We start from the raw sequence: 19123 nt of genomic DNA, 5'->3' as shown, positions 1-19123 counted from the left end.
AATGAATGTTTTGTGTCGCGATCCGGTCAGGCGGAGCGGCGAGGGCGCGACAATCTGGGGGGATTAACCAGAGCTTTCATGCGTGTATTCTGGCGACGACAAAAAGGAGACCGGCAATGACGGCACCGATCGACGCTGTAACCTGGGTGGCGGCCTTTGATGGCGGCAAGGCCCTGATCTGGCGCAATGAAGGCTTTGATGATCAGCCCAATCTGAAACTGCTCGAAAGTTTCGGTGTTGAGAATTTGCCCGACCGGGATCTCAGTGATGATCGTCCGGGACGGATGGCGGATCCGGCCGGCGGGCTGTCCGGTGTCGAGCAGACGGACCGTCATGACCAGGTCGAAACCCGCTTTATCGAGACCTTCATCCACCGTTTGAATGCGAGCGCGGCGGGTGCCGATTTTGACCGCATCCTGGTCTTCGCCCCGCCTGCCGCACTGGGTACGGCGCGAGGCCATTATACCGACGCGCTCAAGGCCAGCCTGACCGAAGTCCCGGTTGATGTGGTGAATGAGCCGATGGAGAAGATCGATGCCCGGGTCGCCGAGGCGCTGGCGGGCTGATCCGGTCTATTCGGCGGCCTGGACAAGTGGGCGTGTGCCGAAGAAGTCCGAGACTTCCGCAATCAGGGCGCGTTTTGCGGTCTCCACGAGACGCTGCCCCTTCTCCGGCGTCGCCTGCGACGGGTCGGACCCGATCCGGCCGTCCGGGAAGGTGCGGCGATAGTCCGCGGCATCGGTGAAGCCGCCGACCGGTGCGATCTTCGGCGTCATCTCGACAGATTTGATGGCGGACGGGTGGGCGTAATAGGTCACCGATATTTCCGAGGCGGTGGCGTGCATGCCTTCACCGACCGGGAAGAGTTCGCGGCTGAGATCCGAGATCCCGGCCAATTCCCACCAATTGCGCTGCTTCAGCTTGACCGGGCAGGCCGCCCCGTCGAGCGAGAAATTGGCATAGAATTCGGCGAAGGCCGCGTTGATCGTGGTGATATTGCCGCCATGGCCGTTGAGGAAATAGATGCGGTCAATGCCGTGACGGGTCAGGCTCTCGATCCAGTCATTGAGCACGGCGATCATGGTCGAGGGGCGCAGCGTCATCGAACCGGCAAAGCCGAGATGGTGCTGGGCAATGCCGACATTGAAAGTGGGGCCGACCAGGAAACCGCTATCGGCTCCGGCTTCGGCGGCGATGACTTCCGGGCAGATGGCGTCCGTGCCCACCAGCCCGTTGGGGCCGTGCTGCTCGGTCGAGCCGATGGGGATGATGATCCCCTTGCAATGCTTGAGATAGGCGTCGACTTCCGGCCAGGCTGCGTGATGCAGAAGCATGGCACTCTCCCCGTACTGGTTCCGACAGGGAGCTAACCTTTAGTGCCGCTCGCAGGCAAGGGGTCAGTCGCGGCGGCTCTCGCGGCGATACAGATAGGCGGCTGCAGCGGAGAGGATGGCGGCAAAGGCCAGGATGAAATGCATGATACCCCCGTCGACCCAAGCTTGTTTGAGGTCTTATTGCCCCATCCTGCCGGAAAACCCCTTCGTAACCGTAAATTCCATGACGCGATCGTCATGCGTGTCACGCCTTGTTGATTTGGGCGCGAGCCAGCCGTGCGGGCATGCTCCGGCGGCACGAAGCCACCGGCTTCGTCGGAGAATGGAGGGGAATATGAAACATTTTGCGGCTGCACTTGCGGCCCTGACACTGGCCACACCGGCCGCCCTGGCCCTGCGCGTCCAGGATGACGCGCCGGCGATGATCGAGGCCGCCCTGGCGGATGAGAGCCGACCGGAGCAGGAGCGGGCCCAGGATGCCGGACGGCGGCCGGGCGAAGTGCTGATGTTTGCCGGTCTGGAACCGGGCTGGCATGTGGCGGATCTGACAGCGGGCGCCGGGTATTATACGCGCATCCTGTCGGGAGCGGTCGGCGCGGACGGGCATGTCTATGCGCATAATCCGAGCTGGGTGGCCGAGCGCTTCCCGGAGCCGAACGAGGCGCTGGGCGCGTACGCGGCGGAGCATGCGAACATCACCCATGTCGTGGCTCCGACCGAGGACTTCGCGGCAGAGATCGAAGAGCCGCTGGATGCGGTCTTCATGGTGCTTTTCTACCACGACACCTATTTCGACGGCACGGACCGTGCCGCGATGAACCAGGCCATTTACGACGCGCTGCGTCCGGGCGGGGTGTATATCGTGATCGACCACCATGCGCCGGAGGGAAGTGGTGCGGAGACCGGCGATACGCTGCACCGCATGGAAGCCTCGCTGGCAGAGGCGGAAATCACCGCAGCGGGATTCGTCCTGGACGGGCAGAGCGATGTGCTCGCCAATCCGGACGACCCCCGCGACATCTCGGTGTTTGATCCGGCCATCCGCCGGCAGACGGACCGGTTTGTCTACCGGTTCCGCAAGCCGGACATGTAGGCCTAGGAGGCTTTCAGCGCCTCCTTGAACCGGTTGAGTTCAGCGTCCAGCCCCTGGGCTGCGACGTTGAGCTCGCCGGAGGCACGGGTCGCTTCGGCGGCCGCATCATTGGTGCGGTTGGCTGCATTCGCGACATCTTCCATCCCGCTGGTCACGCTCGACGAGGCGGAGGAGGCGGTTTCCGCAAGGCGGGCGATTTCCTGGGTGGCGGCGTTCTGCTGGGAGAAGGCCGACTGGGCGCTCTCCGTGGAGACCCGCAGTTCCGACACGATTTCCGTGATCCGGCCCAGAGCACTGGCGGCCCCACCGGACGCACCCCGCATGGTCTCGATCTTGGACGCGATCTCGCTGGAGGCGTTGGAGGTCTGTTCGGCCAGGGCTTTCACTTCGGACGCCACGACAGCGAAGCCCTTGCCGGCTTCCCCGGCGCGGGCGGCCTCGATGGTCGCGTTGAGCGCGAGCAGATTGGTCTGCTCGGCGACATCGGCGACCAGTTTCATGATGGCCTCGATCTCCTTGGCGGCGTTTTCCAGCGCATCCACGGAACGCCCGGCGCCTTCGGCTTCGGCCGCAGCGCGGTCGGAGACATCGGCGGAACTGTCGAGAATGCGGGCCACTTCGGCGATGGAGGCGGACAATTCCTGGGCCGCGGCGGCCACGGACTGCACGTCGTCCTGGGTGTGACGGACCTGTTCGCGCGCCGTTTCGGCGCTGGTGCGGGTAGTCTGGGCATCGCCGGCCAGCTGACCGGCCAGGCTGTCGACCTGCGAGGAGGCACCGGAAATGCCGAGCGCGATCTGGGCCAGGGCGGTCTCGAAGGAAGCGGCCAGGTCGAGGGTCGCCTTGCGCTGGTCCTCGGCGGTCTGGCGGGCTTCTTCGGCGGCCTTGGAGCTTTCCACGGCGGACTGGGACGCCACGCGGGCCTCTTCGGCGCCCTTGTCGGCATCCTTCAGCGCCTTGGCCGAGTGGTAGGCCATCCAGCACAGGGCAGCAGCCTGTCCGACCACGATGACGGCGTGGAAGACGACGCGGCCGAAGCTGGCCCCGTCCGGGAAGACGGCCCAGGGAAGCAGGAAGTTGAGCGAGAGGTGGTGAACGGCGGTGACGGCGGACGCGGTCAGGATCACCCGCCAGTCCAGCATGATGGCGCCGATCGACAGGGCGGCGAAGAACATCATGTGCATGTCGATCTGCCAGCCGGACCCGCTCATCGCGTAGACGAAGAGGGCGGGGAAAGCGACCAGGGCCGCCCCGGTCGTGCTTCGGGAGACCACGGAATTGGGCTGCATCTTCCATTGGGCAGCGGCCAGACCTGCGACGGCGAGGCCGATGACGGCAACGCCCACAAGACGGTCCGTGTTCACGATGGCGGTGGTGATCAGGACGGCGACGGCCAGGATGCCGACAACGATCATCGCCACGCCCTGGGCACGGGCGCGGAAGGCTTCAAGACTGCTCATGATTGGGATTCCCGTTCTTGGGGGGTCGCAAGAGGGTTGCCGGCGAGGCAGCCCCCCAGGGCTCCCGGCGGAAGAATAAACCAGGCACCGGCGTCGCGGAGCCGTTCGATGTCGGCGTCGCTGTCATGCCGGGTGATCAGGATATTGTCCCAGGCCCCGAAGCGGACGACCCCGACATCGGCGCGGGCGGCAGCCCGCATGGCATCGGCGCCGGACCATCCGGGCGGAAAGACAACCGCCACTTCCGGGCCGCGCGCCGGTTCGGCCGCCGCCAGGAGTGGGGTCGCCACCGTCAGGCTCGCAATGAGCGCAACCGGAATATAGTGAAGCAGTTTTCTCATCAGGACTTGTCCTAACCCAAACCGGGAAAATAGGACGCGTCGGTTAATGAGGCATTATTTGGTGACAACAAGCATCTGAAAGTTATGAATTAAATATACGTAATCACAGGTAGCATGGCGCTACGGGTTGTCGGGTGGGACTGCTAGCGCTCGGTGGGACGCAATTCGTCCTTCACGACGTCGAGGCGGATCTCCTCGAAACGCTCCGCGATACAGTCCTGCATGGTCATGAAACAGTCCTGCGAGAACCAGTCATTGTCCTGGAAACAGGCCTTTCGCGCGGCTTCGGACGGCCAGAGCGCGTAGGACCAGTAAATCCCGTCCTCGTCCTGGTGAAGCGAAGCCCCGTGGGAGCCGCAGGCCTCATGGATGCGGCGCGTGCCCTCTGCCCAGGCCTCCCGGAACTCGGCATCCCGGCCGGGCTTCAGGCGCCAGCGATAGAGGACGGCTGAGGTCATTCCCCGCCGGCAAGCCGCTGCTTGCGCAGGACGCTGGCCTTGATCTTCTCGCTTTCCGAACGGAGCTGGCCGCAGGCCGCGAAGATGTCGCGGCCGCGCGGGGTGCGGATCGGGGAGGCGTAGCCGGCTCGGTTCACCACATCGGCAAAGGCCTCGATCTGGTCCCAGTCGGAGCATTCATACGGGCTGTTCGGCCACGGATTGAACGGGATGAGATTGATCTTGGCGGGCACGCCCTTGAGCAGTTTCACCAGGGCGCGGGCTTCGGCGAGACTGTCATTCACGCCTTTCAGCATGACGTATTCGAAGGTGACGCGCTTGGAATTGCCCAGGCCCGGATAGGCGCGGATCGCGTCCATCAGCTCGGCCAGCGGGTATTTCCTGTTCAGCGGCACCAGTTCATTGCGCAGATCGTCATTGGTGGCGTGCAGGGAAATAGCCAGCATGGTGCCGGTGCGCTCGCCCAGCTCCTGGATCTTCGGCACGACGCCGGAGGTCGAGACCGTGGTGCGGCGGCGGCCGATCGCCATGCCGTCGCCATCGGAAATGATGTCGATCGCGTCAGAGACATGGTCGAGATTGTAGAGCGGCTCACCCATGCCCATGAAGACGATATTGGTGATCTTCCGGTTCTCGTTCGAGGTCGGCCATTCTTCCAGGTCATCGCGCGCGATCATCACCTGGGCGGCGATCTCGGCGGCGGTCAGATTGCGGACCAGGGCCTGGGTGCCGGTATGGCAGAAGGTGCAGTTCAGCGTGCAGCCGACCTGGCTGGACACGCACAGGGCACCGGAGCGGGCCACGTCGGGAATGAAGACGGTCTCGCATTCCACGCCCGGGGCCAGCTGGATCAGGTATTTGCGGGTGCCGTCGACGGAGACCAGGCGCTCCACGATCTTGGGGCGGTCCAGGGTGAACTCCCGGGCCAGCACGGCGCGGAGGTCCTTGGACACATTGGTCATCTCCTCGAAGGAGGTGACGCCATAATGATAGATCCAGCGCCAGAGCTGGTCGGCGCGCATCTTCGCCTTCTTCTCATCCACCCCGGCATGGGCGATCAGCGCGTCGCGCAATTGCGGACGGGTCAGGCCGGCGAGCGACAGGGGACCGGCCGGCTTCGGGGCACGGCGGTCAAAGGACAGGTCCAGCGGATGCGCGGACGAGGAGGCGGTCTGGGCGTTCATGGCGCGTCCTATAATGGAAAAGCGCGCGCTCCGCGAGGGGGCGCGTTGCATGTCGGGATTGCTAGATTGTTGAGTCTGGCTAGTTGTGATCGCGCAATTTCGAGCGAACCACGTTGTTTACGGGAAGCTCGAACAAGTCCGCTTGCTTTATCGATTCATCCGGGTTGGCCGCTTCTGCGGGCGTTCCCTTCAGCGCATTTATTATTTTGACAATATCATCGGCGATGGAGCTGCTCGACCTGCGGTCTTCAATGCCAAACTTTCTAAGCAGCATCAGCGAAACTTTAGGAAGGAAAAGGCAAAGCGGTGACGCAAACAGGCCTCCCCAAAGGACGTTGGACTCTCTGATAATGACATAGACCAAACCCAAATAGGCTACCCACGCGGCAACCACAATTGCGGAGGTAACGTTGGCGGCTATTGCGTGGTTAGAGTTGCTCCGTTCGGGCTGAATTTCCATCTGAAAGCCCCCGCCTTACTAATCATTATCGCCCCACGACTTAGACATTCTAGAAAGCCGCTCGAACCGTTCATGCTCCTGCTCAATGTTGTCCATGAGCCAGGATTCTACGATGCTTTCGATGACCTTCGCCCGCGTTCTCTCATTGAGCTTGTTTCTGGCGAGATAGTCGATGTACTTCACCATTCTCTTATCCATAGAGACGGTGACCTTTATCGACGTTTTTTCGTTTGTTGCCATTAGTTTAGAGACAATTTTGGTCCGCGTGAGTGGTTTCGGTAATTCGCATCTTAAGGGAATCTTAACGCCAAAATGGATGCAAATCTCCCTTTTTCTTCCCAAATATCAATATTCGCGAAACAAAAGAAGAACACACTGCTGGGTTATGGAGCGTGTGATGTTTGAGAATGCCAGCTCGGACGCTGTTTCTCTATGCCCACTTGTCTACCCGCACAGTGCCTCGACCCGCTGCAGGGCGGCGGTGACGCCGGAGAGCGAGAATTCATAGGAGGTGGCGACCCCGGCGACCGTGGTGGCCGAGACCCGCATGACCGAGCCGCGGCGCATGGAGCGGATCAGGTCGGGCTCATCGGAGAGGTCGTCGAGGAAGGCTTCCTGGCCGTCGGTGAACATGTCGAACCGGCTAGAGCCGACGCGGACTTCCGGCGGGCTGGTCGGACGCAGATCATAGCCCACAAGCAGATTGGGCTGTTCTTCCACGGCTCCGGACTGCCAGGAGGCAACGATGAAATAGACAGTGCCATGGTCATGGGCGCGCGGCGCACTGTCGGTGGGTCGCGACAGGGCGTAGCAGATCAGGCCGGCATCGGACGGCCGGGTGAAGACGCGCCAGTCATTGTACTCGGCGCGGAACTGGGGCTCTTCCTGCGCTTGGGCCGGCGCCGCGATCAGGGCGGAAAGCGGCAGGGCGGCGGTCAGGGCAAGGGCGGACAGGCAGGCTTTCAAGGACACGATTGATCAATCCTCATCGGGAAGCGGGAAGAGTCTGTGCGCACTCCATGGCGGTAAGATGGCGAGGGTTAAGCCCGTCCTAATTTTCCCGATTTGGCCTGTGAATTCGTGATCAACGATGATGACCGAATTTCTTGTCCGGCGTGGTGTCCAGCTTCGGGCCGCCCGGCATGAGGGGGCGTTCCGCAAACCCGCCCAGGCTGAGCGTGCGGTCATAGAGGGTGATGGCACAGGCGACCGAGACATTGACGCAGAACTTGGTCGGGATCTTCACGATATGGCTGCACCTGGCCTGCATCTCCTCGGTCAGGGAGCCGCGCTCCCGCCCGAAGACATAGGCCGCGCACAAAGGGTGGCGGAAGGTCGGCAGGTCGATGGCTTCATCGGTCAGTTCGATGCCGACCAGCTGGCACTTGTCCGGCAGGTGCATGTCGTCCAGCCCGTCCCACGGATAGTAGGGCACATGCTCGACCGATTTGGCCGTGTCGGCCTGGTAGACATCGCGGACCCGGTGGTGGGCGTCGACCGTGAAGGCGAAACTCGCGCCGAAGGCATGGGCTGTCCGCAGGATCGCCCCCAGATTCATCGGCTTGGAAATGCCCTCGGCACCGACCCCGAAATAACCCCGCATGGTCCGCTTCCCTGTCAGTTCACATCAACGGTGATCGTGCCGTCGGCGTGGACGGCGGCGCGTTTCATGCCCGGTGAATTGAAGGGCTGGGCCAGATTGCCCTGCGCATCCACGGCGATCAGTCCGCCTTCACCGCCCAGAGCGCCGACATCGCCGATCGCATGGCGGGCCGCCTCTTCCAGGCTTTCGCCGGCATATTTCATCCGCGCGGACACGTCCTTGGCCGTGCCCTGGCGCATGAAGAATTCGCCCTGACCGGTACAGGAGACAGCGACATGGCCGTCACTCCAGCAGCCGGCGCCGATGATCGGGCTGTCGCCGATCCGGCCTTCCAGCTTGTTCAGCGTGCCGCCGGTCGAGGTCGCCGCAGCCAGGCGGCCCGACATGTCCAGCGCCACACAGCCGACCGTGCCGGTCGCGATGGCGCGGCTGTCGGGCGCGGCCGCCGGTGTGTAATAGTCATTCACACTGATGACCCGGTCCAGCTCGTGCATGCCGGCAAAGCGTTCGGCGCCGCGGCCGGCCAGCATGACGTGCGGCGTTTCTTCCATCACGCAGCGGGCCGCCTTGATCGGGCTCAGAAAGCCGGTCAGGGCCGCAACGGCGCCCGCCTTCTGGCTGGGCCCGTCCATGATGGCGGCATCCAGCTCATAGCGGCCGGCCTGGTTGGGCGAGGCACCCTTGCCGGCAACATAGAGGCCGGAATCCTCGAGCTGGCGGACGATTTCCGTCACAACATCGAGCGCGCTGTCCCCGCGGGCCAGCATAGCCTTGCCGGTTTCGGCCAGCGTCCGCATGTGGGTGCGTTCCGGGTCATAGCTGCGGTCGGCGAGAACGCCGGCACCGCCGTGCAGAAGAAGGGCATAGGTCTGGCCCATGAGGGGTCCCCTTGGCTTCAGGTGAAAACAGGTCGGCGAAAGCTCTAACACCCCCGCCGCGGGCTTAGAACTGCCAATGCCATGCGGTCCGGGCGGGCTGCGCGGAAACGTCACATTCGGCCCCACAAAATGTATGGATAATCTGTGGGTATCGAAGTCCATTCATGAGGATTCGGTATTTCCCTCCTCTTCCGCGTCGCCTGGTTCAGGCGACGCGTTTTCTTTTCGGCTTCGACACGCTATGTCGCTGGGCATAATCGATAAGGGGAAGTCACATGAAAATCGACAATTCCGTAGCTGCCGTCGTCACCGGCGGTGCATCCGGTCTCGGCGAAGGTACAGCCCGCCGTCTTGCTGCCGAAGGCGCCAAAGTCGCCATTTTCGACATGAATGAAGAGCGCGGCCAGGCCGTCGCTGCCGAGCTGGGTGGTGTGTTCGCCAAGGTCAATGTGGCCGACGCGGAGAGCGTGAAGGCCGGGTTCGAGATTGCCCGCGCGGCCCACGGCCAGGAGCGCATCCTGGTCAATTGTGCCGGCATTGGCTGGGCCGAGAAGACCGCCCGTCGCGCCTCCTCGGGCGATATCGTCATGCACCAGCTGGACAAGTTCGCCCTGGTGGTGAACGTCAACCTGATCGGCAGCTTCAACTGCGCCGCCCTGTCCGCCGCTGGCATGCTGACCCTGGACCCGACCGAGTCCGGCAGGGGCGTCATCGTCAACACGGCGTCCGTGGCGGCTCAGGACGGCCAGATCGGCCAGGTCGCCTATGCCTCCTCCAAGGGCGGCATTTACGGCATGACCCTGCCGATGGCCCGCGATCTCGCCCGTGAAGGCGTTCGCGTGAACACGATCCTGCCGGGCTTCTTCGAGACGCCGATCTATTCGCAGATGCCGCCGGAAGTGAAAGTGAACCTGGCCAGCCATCTGCAATTCCCGCAGCGCTTCGGCACGCCGGAAGAATATGCGGATCTGGTCAATTTCATGATCTCCAACGACTATATCAACGCCGAATGCGTCCGCCTGGACGCCGGCGCGCGCATGCCTCCGAAATAGGTACGCGCCAGACGCTGAAACAGGAAAGGCCGGGGCTTGCCCCGGCCTTTCTCGTTTGTGGACCTGTCTGTTCGCCTAGAAGCGGTGGTGCAGGGTCAGGCGGGCATTGGTCGGCTCGCCGGTGGAGATGTTCGAGTTGGAGTGGGCGTCCGGGAAATAATCCTCGTCCGTCAGGTTCTCGACATTGAGCTGGATCCGGGTCGTGTCGGACAGGTCGTAATAGACGGCTGCATCGAACCGCAGATAGTCCGGCACTTCCACCGAATTGTCCTCGAGCACGAAGAAGGAGTCCTGGTAGGTCGCGCCCAGCGCCAGGGCGAGGCGGTCATTGACCTGATAACGGTTCCAGACCGAGAGCATGTGTTCCGGCGTCTGGCGCGTGACATTGCCGTCGGACCCGCCGCCTTCAACCTCGCCATCGAGCCAGGAATAGCCGGCATTGATGGTCCAGCCGTCCAGCAGCTCGCCGATCAGCTGAAGCTCGAAGCCTTCCGTTGTGCTGCCGGCCACCGTGGTGACGATGGAGGCATCATCCGGGTCCACCGTGGTGAACTGGCCGCGTTCCAGGCGGAACAGCGCGGCCGTGAAGCTGAGCCGGTCATTGACGTCCCACTTGGCGCCGATCTCGCGGTTCTCGAAGACCTGCGGGCGGATGTCCTCGGTCGTGGTCGACAGGGTCAGGAACTGGTCACCGGCGCTCGGCAGGAAGGTTTCCGAATAGCTGGCATAGACGGAGACATTCTCCGCCGGCTTGTAGATCAGGCCGAAGCGGGGGGAAATTTCCTCATCGACCCGGCCGCGGCGGCCATCATCGGTGGCGGACACGGCGCGCAGGTCCAGAACGGACACGTCGAACCGGTCCAGGCGCGCGCCCAGAACGACCTTGAATGTGTCGGTCACATCGATCTGGTCCTGCACATAGAGCGAGGCAAAGCTGACCTCCGACTGGCGGTCCCGGGCCGGCGCGGAGAAGCTGAAGTCCGGAATGGAGAGCGGATCGGTGACATCGATCTCGATCCGGTCGTCATTATTGGCCGCGAAGACATTGTCCCAGCGCGCATTGGCCGTTTCCTGGTCGCCATATTCGCCGCCGACCAGGAAGGTGTGGCTGAAAATGCCGGTCTGGAATTCGCCGACCAAATTGCCCTGGACGATCAGATTGCTCCGGGTCGTGGTGTCGCGATAACCGTCCAGCGTGACCCGGTTCGGGGTCGAGCTCGTATCGATGCCGGCGGCGTAGAGGTTCTGGTAGGCCTTGTCATAGTCGGCATACTGGACGGTGACATTGCCGCGCAGCTGGTCGGTGAATTCATGTTCCACACGGGCGCGGAAGGTATGGGCTTCCAGCGTGGTGTTGTTTTCCTCCGGGGAGCCGAAGAAGAAATCGTCAAAGCCGGTCAGCGGGCGGTTCGGAACGCCGGCATAGGCCACGGACGGCACGCCCCGGTCCACGACCCGGTCATCATTGAGATACTCGTAGAAAAGGGTGAGCGTGGTTTCATTGCCCAGCTCGGTGGTCAGCGTCGGGTTGATGCCGTAGCGGCTGCCATCGAAGGCGTCGCGGTGGTTGGCCATTTCCTCGACGAAGGCGTTCAGGCGAACCGCCGTTGTGCCGGTGAGAACCGCATTGGTGTCGCCGGTGACCTGGTAGGCGCCGAACGTGTCGAGGCTGACACTGGCCTGGGTGAAGTCCTCGCCCGAGACGGGGGATTTCGTGACGCGGTTGATGACACCGCCACCGCCGCCCCGGCCGAACAGGAGCGCGTTGGAACCGCGCAGAATCTCGACCTGTTCCAGATTGTAGAGCGGGCGGTAGTACTGAACATCATCGCGGATGCCGTTCAGGAAGAAGTCGCCCGTGGCCTGGTTGCCGCGAATATTGATCGCATCACGGTGGCCTTCGCCCTGGCTGATCGAGAGGCCCGGCGTATAGCGCAGGATATCGCCCAGATTGGCAAAGCCCTGTTCCGCGATCTGCACCTCCGAGACGATCGACAGGCTCTGCGGCACGTCAATGATCGGCGTCGGGGTTTTCACCGCATTGAGCTGGTCGAGAGAGAGATAACGGCCATCCACACGGATGACGTCTTCCTGATCGTTTTGGGCGAAAGCCGGAGCGGCAGCCGCCAGACCGCAGACAAGGGCGGTCGAGGTCAGAAGAACGCGGGACTTGAACATGTTGGGAATGCCTCTGCGAATTAATTACACGAGGCCGATTATTGAGGGTGATAGTGAGTGTCAAGTGCGTGTGCTGTCTCAGGAGACCCATCCGGGCCGCTACACCTGCAGGTGTGGTGTCAATGTGACGCAGAGACAGGAAAGGCCGGCGCGGGGGCCGGCCTTTCGCAACAGGTCTGTCGGGACAGGCTGGGCCTAGTCCGTCGAGGGGCGGACAATGTCGTCACCCAGATTCTGGATCACATCCCGTGCATCAAACGCATTGGCGTCATCCGGTTTGGTGCCGCGCCCCAGGAAGATTTCGGCGCTGGCTTCATAGCGGGTGATCTCGCGATAATTGCGGTCATCCCAGAAGGGGTCATGCCAGCCACGCCAGCCCCAGCGGGGATGGTAATAGGCATAGTTCACCGCAAAGGGAGAGGTATAGGACGAGCCGAAACCCGTGCGGGTCATCTGCGTGTCCTCATCGGTCGCGCGGGTCACGACGGTGAAATAGTCATAGCCGGATTCCAAGGTCAGCTCGGCTGCGCGGTAGAGGAGGTAGTTTTCCGTCGTCTCCCGGTCCGTCAGCGAATTGCCCCGGAAAGAGACCCGGAAACGGTTGGTCTCGATCTGGGTCTGGGCATAGCCCTGGCGGCCGTCTTCCGCCGCCTGGTAGGGCGTGGGGGTCGCGCAGGCGGCCAGACAGGTGGCCGCGGCGATGCTGAAAAGAATGCGCCTCATGAAACAGGCTCCTTGCGTGCTCGAACTGTCCTCGCTGGATTGATTATGACTTGTCTGGGCGCTGTGGAAAGGGCTGAATTCAAAAGCTTTGGGGTGACATTTGGTCCGGGATCAGCCAGACCCGTGTCCCGAAACCCCAAGCGGGGGCATTGGAGTTCCCCATGATCAGTGCAACGCTGCTCCTGTCTCTGTTGATCGGGCTGGCTACACCGGGCCATCCGGATGCAGATCAGGAACAGGCCGAAAATCCGATCTACCAGGCCTGCCTCGCCCATGGCGGCGAAGCCATGACCTGCGGATGCCTGGAGCGCGAGGCCCGGTCACGCTTCAACCTGGACCAGCGCCGTGTGATTGCGGCGGCCATGCCGGAACTCTCCCGCATCGGGGAACCGCAGGATCTGGTCGACTCGCTGGGGATGAGCCTGGACCAGATTCTCAACCTGCGGCAGCGCGTGACCTATGCGGAACCGGTTCTGCGTGAGGCCTGTGGCCAGGGACTGGGGCGCTCCGGGCGCTAGTTGATCCGGCCCTGGAAGTCGGCGAAGCGCCAGACGGTCGGCGAGACGAGCCCGTGATGGGCGACCTGCACCGAATGGATCACGGCATCGATCTCGCGCTTCCAGAAATCCAGAAAGCGGACCAGGCGCGGATATTTCGGCGCGAGATCCTGGGTCTGCCAGAGGAAGATCTGGAGCAGGCCGGGATGGTCCGGCATGTAATAGGTGATCTCGGCTGTCGTCAGTCTCAGCCCGTGCAGGAATTGCGCCTCGAATTCGCGATCAATCTCCGCCATCTCAACCTCCGTAAAGCGGACGGGCCCTGAGGCCCACACTCCCTCGCAGATCGAGATTATGAGAAACCGGTGAATGAAAGCTGACGGCCGGGTTTACCGCTGGGGAAGGTCCAGTTCCAGAATGACCGGAGCCGGTGGCCCGCCTGCCGGGCGCGCCTCGTCATCAGCGGAGAACCAGGGCCAGGCGGCATTGGACAGAAGCCAGGCGCGGCCGTCGGCCGGGTCGACCAGCGTGGGTTCGCCCCAGTCCGCTTCCATGTCCGGATGGGCCCGCAACAGGACTTCCGTGCCCGCGACGGCATGTCCGGTCTCGTCCAGATCAATCGCCATCAACTGGTGCGGCACCGTGCCATTGCGCACGGCGAGCAGGCGGCCGTCCCGGGTCTGCCGCAGACCATCAATGCCGATCAGGCTTTCCGTCCCGGCGCGGACCAGCGAGACGCTGCCATCGCCCAGATCGATCCGCCACAGGCCGGTGGCATAGTCCGCCACGATCACGGCGCCGCGTGCGAGGGCGACACCCTGCAGGCTGACAAATCGCGGGTCTTCGGCCAGGATTTCCAACTGGCCGGTCGGGCTGTCGAGGACATAGACCCGCGGGGCCTGGCTGTCAGAGGCATAGACCGCACCGTCGCGAACCGTGAAATCGGCGATCTGGACGGCGCCGTCGATTTCGTAGCGGCGATAAAGCTCGCCGGTGACGAGATCGAAGGCGAACAGGGCCGTGCCACCGGCCTCGCCCTCCTCCATCGGGGTCTGGTCGATGGAGGCGGAGCCCGCCCAGACCAGCCGCGACCGGTCATCCACGGCCAGGCCGAAAACCGACCAGAGACCGTCTTCCCGGTCGGCGAACACCGTGGCCTCATTGCGGGCAAAGGGTTCCACCAGCAGGATTTCACGCCCGGTGACCGAGGACAAAAAGAGACGGTCCGTCTCGATATCCATGGCGACGCCCTCGATGAGGCCGTCTTCGCCCTCGAGGCGAGTATAGACTTCGGCCTGGCCGACCGGTTCGCGATTGCTCTCCAGGGCTGCGACCACTGCGGCATAGCGGGCTGCATCAGCGGCTTGCAGGAGGTCACGGGCCGGGCTCGGGTCAAAACCGATCCCGGCGGCGGCCATGCGTTCCAGGGCCGAGAAGGCATCCTCGGCGTGTTCGGCGCGCAGGGCGGTGATCATCAGACCGCGCAGGATGGCGGGGTGGGCCGGCTTCAGGTCCAGGGCCGCTTCCAGGAAGCGCCGGGCCGCCTCATGGTCGTCATTGTCCAGGGCGGTATTGGCCAGGCCGAACAGTTCCAGCGCAACCGTCTGCTGGGTCGGAGCCGGATCGTCCTGCCCCAGGACAGGTGTGGTGCACAGGCCCAGAGCCAGCACGGACGCAATGAGACAACGCATGGAACCTCCCCAAGGTCGACGTTCCCGGGATCATAGGAATATCTGTGGCGTCAGGAAGGCCTGTTTGTCGCAAAACTCTGCGATAAGTGTGGCGATTTCAGATCACGGGGCGAGTTCGATCTCGCCCTCATCCTCGACCGGGCCGGTCAGGATGACGTGATTGTCCGCCTCCCGCCATTCCACGAAAAGCTCACCGCCATCCGCCATGATGGAGGCCTTGCGCGCGGCCAGACCCCGACGGTGCGCCGCGACCAGGGCGGCACAGGCCCCGGTGCCGCAGGCGGCGGTCAGACCGGCCCCGCGTTCCCAGACCCGCAGCCGGATATGGCTGGCATCATAGATCTGGGCAAAGCCCGCATTGACCTTTTCCGGGAAGAGCGGATCCAGCTCCACCTCCCGGCCCAGTTTTGCGACCGGCAGGCTTTCGACATCGCGGATGAAGAAGACGGCGTGCGGATTGCCCATATTGACCGCGCCGGGTGTCTCGATCCGGATTCCGTCGGCCTCGGTGGCAAAGTCCAGGGCCACCGTGTCCATCGGCCGGGCGAGGGGAATGCTCTGCCAGTCCAGCCGCGGCTCGCCCATGTCGACGCTGACGCTCAGATGACCGGCCCGTTCTGCTGCCAGGCGACCGCCGATCGTGTCGAGACTGGCCGCATCGCTGCCGCTCTCTTCCATCAGCGCCCAGGCCGCGGCCCGGGTGCCATTGCCGCAGGCGCCGACTTCGTCGCCATCGGCATTCCAGATGCGCATATAGGCATCGGCCTGCTCGCTCCGGTTCAGCACCAGAAGCTGGTCGAAGGCATGCTGCCGCGCCCAGGCGCGCACCGTCTCCGCCGGCAATTGCGCGGGGATGGCACTGTCCCGCTGGTCAGCGAGGATAAAGCGGTTGCCCGCGCCATTCATCAGTCTTGCCTTCATGCAGCCCCGATACCGCTGACACGGCTTTACGTCCAGTAGCCGGACGGGCTTAACTGCGCCCCACGACATTCAAGGGGTGTAAGCATGATGTTCAAGCGATCCATCGCCTGGGCGGCCGGGGTCAGCGTCTTGGCGCTGGCGGCCTGCGGCCAGCCTGCCAGTGAAGAAGGTGACACGGTGACCACGGAGACCAGTGATACGGGCTCGACCCGCGAAATCGTCCAGATCGACCCGGACAATGATCCGCGGGTCTGGCTGGAAGAGGTCGAGGGTGAAGAGGCCCTGGACTGGGTGGAAGGCCAGAATGAGCGCACGTTCGCACGCCTGCAGGGCGATGAGCGCTATCAGGGCCTCTACGACCAGGCCCTGGAAATCTACCAGAGCGAGGACCGGATTCCCTATGGCAGCTATTATGGCGGCTATGTCTGGAACCTCTGGCAGGATGCCGAGCACACGCACGGCCTGTGGCGCCGGACCACGCTGGAAAGCTATCTGACCGACACGCCGGACTGGGATGTCATCCTGGATGTGGATGCCCTGTCGGAAACCGAGGAGACCAACTGGGTCTGGCGCGGTGCCAATTGCCTGGCCCCGGACTATGACCGGTGCATCCTGACCCTGTCCGATGGCGGTTCCGATGCCGCCGTGCGCCGGGAATTCGACATTTCCGATCGCGCCTTCGTCGAGGACGGTTTCGTGACGCCGGAAGCCAAGGGCGGTGTGTCCTGGGTGGATGCGGATACGGTGATGGTCGGTCTGGCCACGAGCGAGGCGGATTCGACCACGTCCGGCTATCCTTCCGTGACGTATCGCTGGGAGCGCGGCACGGACCTGTCCGAGGCGACCGAAGCCCTGCGCGGTGACCGTACCGATGTCGGCCTGTTCTCCTTCCGCGTCGAAGACGTGGACGGCACGGTCTACATGATGGCGTCGGAAGCCGACACTTTCTACGAGACCACCTGGTGGTATCTGCCCGAAGGGTCGGAGCCTGTGCAGCTGCCGCTGCCGGCCAAGTCGACCATCCAGGAGCTTTATGCCGGCGAGCTGGTCTTCACGGTCGAGGAAGACTGGACCCCGGTGGCCGACGGGCCGACCTATGAGTCCGGCTCGCTCCTCTCCTTCACGTTCGCGGATTTCGCGGAAACCGGCGAATTGCCGGCCGTGAAGACGGTCTTCGTTCCGGGCCCGCGCCAGTCGCTGGGCAGTATCGGCGCGACGGCCTCGGCCCTGCTCGTGGCGATCGACGAGAATGTCGTCGGCGGGCTGGAAGCCTTCCACTATGCCGATGGCCAGTGGACGTCGGACACGGTTCCGGTGCCGGACAACATGACAATCTCGCTCGGTTCGACGAACATGCATGAGGACATCGCCTTCATGAATGCCGAAGGCTTCCTCACGCCGGACACGCTCTACACCGTCAATGCGGCGGAGCTGGAAGTGGAGCCGATCAAGTCGATCCCGGAACGCTTCAACACCGAAGGCCTGATCGTGGAACAGCTGGAAGCGGAGTCCACCGACGGCACCATGGTGCCCTATTTCGTCGTGCGCCATGAGGACACAGTGATGGACGGCACGACGCCGACCTTGCTCTACGCCTATGGCGGTTTCCAGGTGTCGATCCGTCCGAGCTATTCCGGCTCGCGCGGCCGTCTCTGGCTGGAAAATGGCGGCGCCTATGTCGTCGCCAATATCCGTGGCGGCGGCGAGTTCGGTCCGTCCTGGCACCAGGCCGGCCTGAAAATGAATCGTCAGCGCATCTATGACGACCTGATCTCGGTTGCCGAGGACATGCACAGCCGTGGCCTGACCAGCCCGCGCCACACCGGCGTCTATGGCGGCTCCAATGGCGGCCTTCTGACCGGGGTGATGTATACCCAGCGCCCGGACCTGTGGAATGCGGTCGTCTCGGCCGTGCCGCTGCTGGACATGCTGCGCTATCACACCCTGCTCGCCGGTGCGTCCTGGATGGGCGAATATGGTGACCCGTCCGACCCGGACGAGGGTGCCTTCCTGCGCTCCATTTCGCCCTATCACAATGTGGATGCGAACGGGGAGTATCCGGAGCTCTACCTCTTCACGTCCACCCGCGATGACCGCGTCCATCCGGGTCATGCCCGAAAGATGGCGCACCTGCTCGAAGAGCTCGGCCATGATTATCTCTATTACGAGAACACGGCCGGCGGTCACTCCGCCGCGGCAAATCTGGCCGAGTCGGCCCGCCGCGATGCGCTGCTCTATACCTTCCTGATGCAGAAGCTGATGGATTGATGCCTTTGCCCCCGGCCGGTCCGTCCGGCCGGGGGTTTTCACTTTGACGGGGGAGTGGGCCGTGATCAGTGCCGATATGGAAACCCGCATCATTGATGCCGTGAACGCGCGGGGCCCCCTGCTGGGCCGGGAACTGGTCGAGGCCCTGGATGGCGCGCCCTATCTGGATGTCTGGCGGACCTGTTTCGGCTCGGGCTTCCTGCAGATCTCGCACTTTGCCCGCTATTACCTGCGCTATGACATCACGCGCGAGGATTTCATCCGGCTCAGCCCGTCCATCCTGCGGGACTTCCTGACCTTCACGCTGATATCCCTGCCGCACCAGCGTTCCCAGGTGATCGAACGCCAGATCCAGCTGTCCAACCATCACCGCGAAATCTCGGTCCGCAAACTGGCCGTGGCGCGCGATACGATCATGTATCTCTCTGACGAGCACCGCAAAGCCCTGTTCGAGAATGCGGTCTGCTTCATTGCCGGGGACATTGCCTATTACCTGGCCCATGACGAGCCGCGCCAGAACCAGCAATTGGGCAAGCTGATCCAGGGGTCGGACATCGACATCGTTGTGGTGTTCCGGGACGGGTTCGATCCGGACATGCTCAAGGCGATCGATGAGGAAATGCTGGCGGTGAAGAACTTCGTTCTGCGCCGGACGAACTTCAAGGAAGAGGTCGATTTCGTCGTCAAACCGGAATCGCGCATGAAGGCGCAGATGATGTATGGCGATATCCACGAGAAGATCGCCTCGAAAATCCTCTATGAAAGCATGTTTCTGTGCGGCGACTTCACGCTCTATGTCGAGCTGAAGAATGCCCTGCGCGATGTCGAGGCCACCGCCAAGATCGAGGCCGATTTCGACGCCGCGCTGAAGAGCCGCCGGGATTCGATGAAGAGCCTGCTGCAGACCGAAGGTGATATCGAGGACCCCTCGGTCCAGTCGCTTTTCTTCTTCTCGCAGGAACGGGTGGAATTCACCTAAATC

At 63.2% G+C, this 19123-nt stretch carries 21 protein-coding genes; 6 read left to right on the top strand and 15 right to left on the bottom strand.

From position 1 onward, the window contains the following. The first annotated feature begins 116 nt into the window (after positions 1-116). Positions 117-566, top strand: coding sequence for a host attachment protein (locus FCS99_RS12465; RefSeq protein WP_171036363.1), 450 nt, complete (start codon positions 117-119; stop codon positions 564-566). 6 nt (positions 567-572) lie between these two features. Here the strand turns inward: FCS99_RS12465 and FCS99_RS12460 are convergent, their stop codons facing one another. Beyond that, on the bottom strand, positions 573-1334 hold the full coding sequence (locus FCS99_RS12460; RefSeq protein WP_138513020.1) for a creatininase family protein: 762 nt from the start codon (positions 1332-1334) through the stop codon (positions 573-575). 334 nt (positions 1335-1668) lie between these two features. Here FCS99_RS12460 and FCS99_RS12455 point away from each other — a divergent pair, with 334 nt between their 5' ends. Then, complete coding sequence (locus FCS99_RS12455; RefSeq protein WP_138513018.1) at positions 1669-2427, top strand: class I SAM-dependent methyltransferase; 759 nt, start codon at positions 1669-1671, stop codon at positions 2425-2427. A 2-nt stretch (positions 2428-2429) separates the two neighbouring features. Here FCS99_RS12455 and FCS99_RS12450 read toward each other — a convergent pair whose 3' ends face one another. The 9 genes from FCS99_RS12450 to FCS99_RS12415 all read right to left on the bottom strand — a co-directional run bounded on the left by FCS99_RS12450 (position 2430) and on the right by FCS99_RS12415 (position 8811). Beyond that, positions 2430-3887, bottom strand: a complete 1458-nt coding sequence (locus FCS99_RS12450; RefSeq protein ID WP_138513016.1) for a methyl-accepting chemotaxis protein — start codon at positions 3885-3887, stop codon at positions 2430-2432. Then, positions 3884-4228 (bottom strand): hypothetical protein, encoded by a 345-nt coding sequence (locus tag FCS99_RS12445; RefSeq protein WP_138513014.1) that lies wholly within the window; start codon positions 4226-4228, stop codon positions 3884-3886. Before FCS99_RS12445 ends, FCS99_RS12450 begins: the two co-directional genes overlap by 4 nt. Positions 4229-4371: 143 nt before the next feature. Beyond that, entirely contained in the window at positions 4372-4686 is a 315-nt protein-coding gene (locus FCS99_RS12440) for a putative quinol monooxygenase (RefSeq protein ID WP_138513012.1), read from the bottom strand. Continuing rightward, positions 4683-5870 carry a 23S rRNA (adenine(2503)-C(2))-methyltransferase RlmN gene (gene rlmN, locus FCS99_RS12435; RefSeq protein ID WP_138513010.1) on the bottom strand — a complete coding sequence of 396 codons (1188 nt, stop codon included), beginning with the start codon at positions 5868-5870 and terminating at the stop codon, positions 4683-4685. Before rlmN ends, FCS99_RS12440 begins: the two co-directional genes overlap by 4 nt. Before the next feature lie 79 nt (positions 5871-5949). Then, positions 5950-6330, bottom strand: coding sequence for a hypothetical protein (locus tag FCS99_RS12430; RefSeq protein WP_138513008.1), 381 nt, complete (start codon positions 6328-6330; stop codon positions 5950-5952). A gap of 18 nt (positions 6331-6348) precedes the next feature. Continuing rightward, positions 6349-6516: a hypothetical protein gene (locus FCS99_RS16140; protein ID WP_171036362.1), complete on the bottom strand. Its 168-nt coding sequence runs from the start codon at positions 6514-6516 to the stop codon at positions 6349-6351. Positions 6517-6774: 258 nt separating this feature from the next. Continuing rightward, positions 6775-7302: an invasion associated locus B family protein gene (locus FCS99_RS12425; protein ID WP_233352805.1), complete on the bottom strand. Its 528-nt coding sequence runs from the start codon at positions 7300-7302 to the stop codon at positions 6775-6777. 112 nt (positions 7303-7414) lie between these two features. Next, the gene (locus tag FCS99_RS12420; protein WP_138513006.1) at positions 7415-7933 is read right to left on the bottom strand and encodes an RNA methyltransferase; all 519 of its coding nucleotides are present in this window, start codon (positions 7931-7933) and stop codon (positions 7415-7417) included. Between the two features lie 14 nt (positions 7934-7947). Continuing rightward, entirely contained in the window at positions 7948-8811 is an 864-nt protein-coding gene (locus tag FCS99_RS12415; RefSeq protein WP_138513005.1) for an isoaspartyl peptidase/L-asparaginase family protein, read from the bottom strand. Between the two features lie 275 nt (positions 8812-9086). On the opposite strand from FCS99_RS12415, the gene FCS99_RS12410 reads away from it, so the two are divergent. Beyond that, a complete protein-coding gene (locus tag FCS99_RS12410) occupies positions 9087-9863 on the top strand; it encodes an SDR family NAD(P)-dependent oxidoreductase (RefSeq protein ID WP_138513003.1) in 777 nt (258 codons plus the stop codon). Positions 9864-9938: 75 nt separating this feature from the next. On the opposite strand, the gene FCS99_RS12405 is transcribed toward FCS99_RS12410, so the two are convergent. Both FCS99_RS12405 and FCS99_RS12400 read right to left on the bottom strand, forming a co-directional pair. Then, a complete protein-coding gene (locus tag FCS99_RS12405; protein WP_138512999.1) occupies positions 9939-12041 on the bottom strand; it encodes a TonB-dependent receptor in 2103 nt (700 codons plus the stop codon). A gap of 195 nt (positions 12042-12236) precedes the next feature. Further along, positions 12237-12764, bottom strand: coding sequence for a CC0125/CC1285 family lipoprotein (locus FCS99_RS12400; protein ID WP_138512997.1), 528 nt, complete (start codon positions 12762-12764; stop codon positions 12237-12239). Positions 12765-12925: 161 nt separating this feature from the next. On the opposite strand from FCS99_RS12400, the gene FCS99_RS12395 reads away from it, so the two are divergent. Next, complete coding sequence (locus tag FCS99_RS12395; RefSeq protein ID WP_138512995.1) at positions 12926-13282, top strand: hypothetical protein; 357 nt, start codon at positions 12926-12928, stop codon at positions 13280-13282. Here the strand turns inward: FCS99_RS12395 and FCS99_RS12390 are convergent. From FCS99_RS12390 to dapF, 3 genes are all read right to left on the bottom strand, one after another. After that, positions 13279-13557 (bottom strand): hypothetical protein, encoded by a 279-nt coding sequence (locus tag FCS99_RS12390; RefSeq protein WP_138512993.1) that lies wholly within the window; start codon positions 13555-13557, stop codon positions 13279-13281. The two genes, FCS99_RS12395 and FCS99_RS12390, sit on opposite strands and share 4 nt — an antisense overlap. 93 nt (positions 13558-13650) lie before the next feature. After that, complete coding sequence (locus tag FCS99_RS12385) at positions 13651-14952, bottom strand: hypothetical protein (protein WP_138512991.1); 1302 nt, start codon at positions 14950-14952, stop codon at positions 13651-13653. Positions 14953-15054: 102 nt separating this feature from the next. Continuing rightward, positions 15055-15873, bottom strand: a complete 819-nt coding sequence (gene dapF / locus FCS99_RS12380; protein WP_233352803.1) for a diaminopimelate epimerase — start codon at positions 15871-15873, stop codon at positions 15055-15057. Between the two features lie 84 nt (positions 15874-15957). Here dapF and FCS99_RS12375 point away from each other — a divergent pair, with 84 nt between their 5' ends. Continuing rightward, a complete protein-coding gene (locus tag FCS99_RS12375) occupies positions 15958-18141 on the top strand; it encodes a prolyl oligopeptidase family serine peptidase (protein WP_138512989.1) in 2184 nt (727 codons plus the stop codon). A 61-nt stretch (positions 18142-18202) separates the two neighbouring features. Continuing rightward, positions 18203-19120 (top strand): hypothetical protein, encoded by a 918-nt coding sequence (locus FCS99_RS12370; RefSeq protein ID WP_138512987.1) that lies wholly within the window; start codon positions 18203-18205, stop codon positions 19118-19120. The last annotated feature ends 3 nt before the right edge of the window (positions 19121-19123 follow it).

The organism is Maricaulis alexandrii, from assembly GCF_005871165.1.
GTDB classification, from domain to species: Bacteria; Pseudomonadota; Alphaproteobacteria; order Caulobacterales; family Maricaulaceae; genus Maricaulis; species Maricaulis alexandrii.
This window is presented reverse-complemented; position numbering and strand designations above follow the sequence as displayed.

Bases quoted from the DNA above. Each gene is read 5' to 3' on its own strand.
- FCS99_RS12400 (WP_138512997.1), bottom strand. From the start codon at position 12,764: ATGAGGCGCATTCTTTTCAGCATCGCCGCGGCCACCTGTCTGGCCGCC.
- FCS99_RS12385 (WP_138512991.1), bottom strand. From the start codon at position 14,952: ATGCGTTGTCTCATTGCGTCCGTGCTGGCTCTGGGCCTGTGCACCACA.
- FCS99_RS12430 (WP_138513008.1), bottom strand. From the start codon at position 6,330: ATGGAAATTCAGCCCGAACGGAGCAACTCTAACCACGCAATAGCCGCC.
- FCS99_RS12390 (WP_138512993.1), bottom strand. From the start codon at position 13,557: ATGGCGGAGATTGATCGCGAATTCGAGGCGCAATTCCTGCACGGGCTG.
- FCS99_RS12450 (WP_138513016.1), bottom strand. From the start codon at position 3,887: ATGAGCAGTCTTGAAGCCTTCCGCGCCCGTGCCCAGGGCGTGGCGATG.
- FCS99_RS12460 (WP_138513020.1), bottom strand. From the start codon at position 1,334: ATGCTTCTGCATCACGCAGCCTGGCCGGAAGTCGACGCCTATCTCAAG.
- dapF (WP_233352803.1), bottom strand. From the start codon at position 15,873: ATGAAGGCAAGACTGATGAATGGCGCGGGCAACCGCTTTATCCTCGCT.
- FCS99_RS12405 (WP_138512999.1), bottom strand. From the start codon at position 12,041: ATGTTCAAGTCCCGCGTTCTTCTGACCTCGACCGCCCTTGTCTGCGGT.
- FCS99_RS12415 (WP_138513005.1), bottom strand. From the start codon at position 8,811: ATGGGCCAGACCTATGCCCTTCTTCTGCACGGCGGTGCCGGCGTTCTC.
- FCS99_RS12375 (WP_138512989.1), top strand. From the start codon at position 15,958: ATGATGTTCAAGCGATCCATCGCCTGGGCGGCCGGGGTCAGCGTCTTG.
- FCS99_RS12440 (WP_138513012.1), bottom strand. From the start codon at position 4,686: ATGACCTCAGCCGTCCTCTATCGCTGGCGCCTGAAGCCCGGCCGGGAT.
- FCS99_RS12410 (WP_138513003.1), top strand. From the start codon at position 9,087: ATGAAAATCGACAATTCCGTAGCTGCCGTCGTCACCGGCGGTGCATCC.
- FCS99_RS12455 (WP_138513018.1), top strand. From the start codon at position 1,669: ATGAAACATTTTGCGGCTGCACTTGCGGCCCTGACACTGGCCACACCG.
- FCS99_RS12465 (WP_171036363.1), top strand. From the start codon at position 117: ATGACGGCACCGATCGACGCTGTAACCTGGGTGGCGGCCTTTGATGGC.
- FCS99_RS12395 (WP_138512995.1), top strand. From the start codon at position 12,926: ATGATCAGTGCAACGCTGCTCCTGTCTCTGTTGATCGGGCTGGCTACA.
- rlmN (WP_138513010.1), bottom strand. From the start codon at position 5,870: ATGAACGCCCAGACCGCCTCCTCGTCCGCGCATCCGCTGGACCTGTCC.
- FCS99_RS12420 (WP_138513006.1), bottom strand. From the start codon at position 7,933: ATGCGGGGTTATTTCGGGGTCGGTGCCGAGGGCATTTCCAAGCCGATG.
- FCS99_RS16140 (WP_171036362.1), bottom strand. From the start codon at position 6,516: ATGGTGAAGTACATCGACTATCTCGCCAGAAACAAGCTCAATGAGAGA.
- FCS99_RS12445 (WP_138513014.1), bottom strand. From the start codon at position 4,228: ATGAGAAAACTGCTTCACTATATTCCGGTTGCGCTCATTGCGAGCCTG.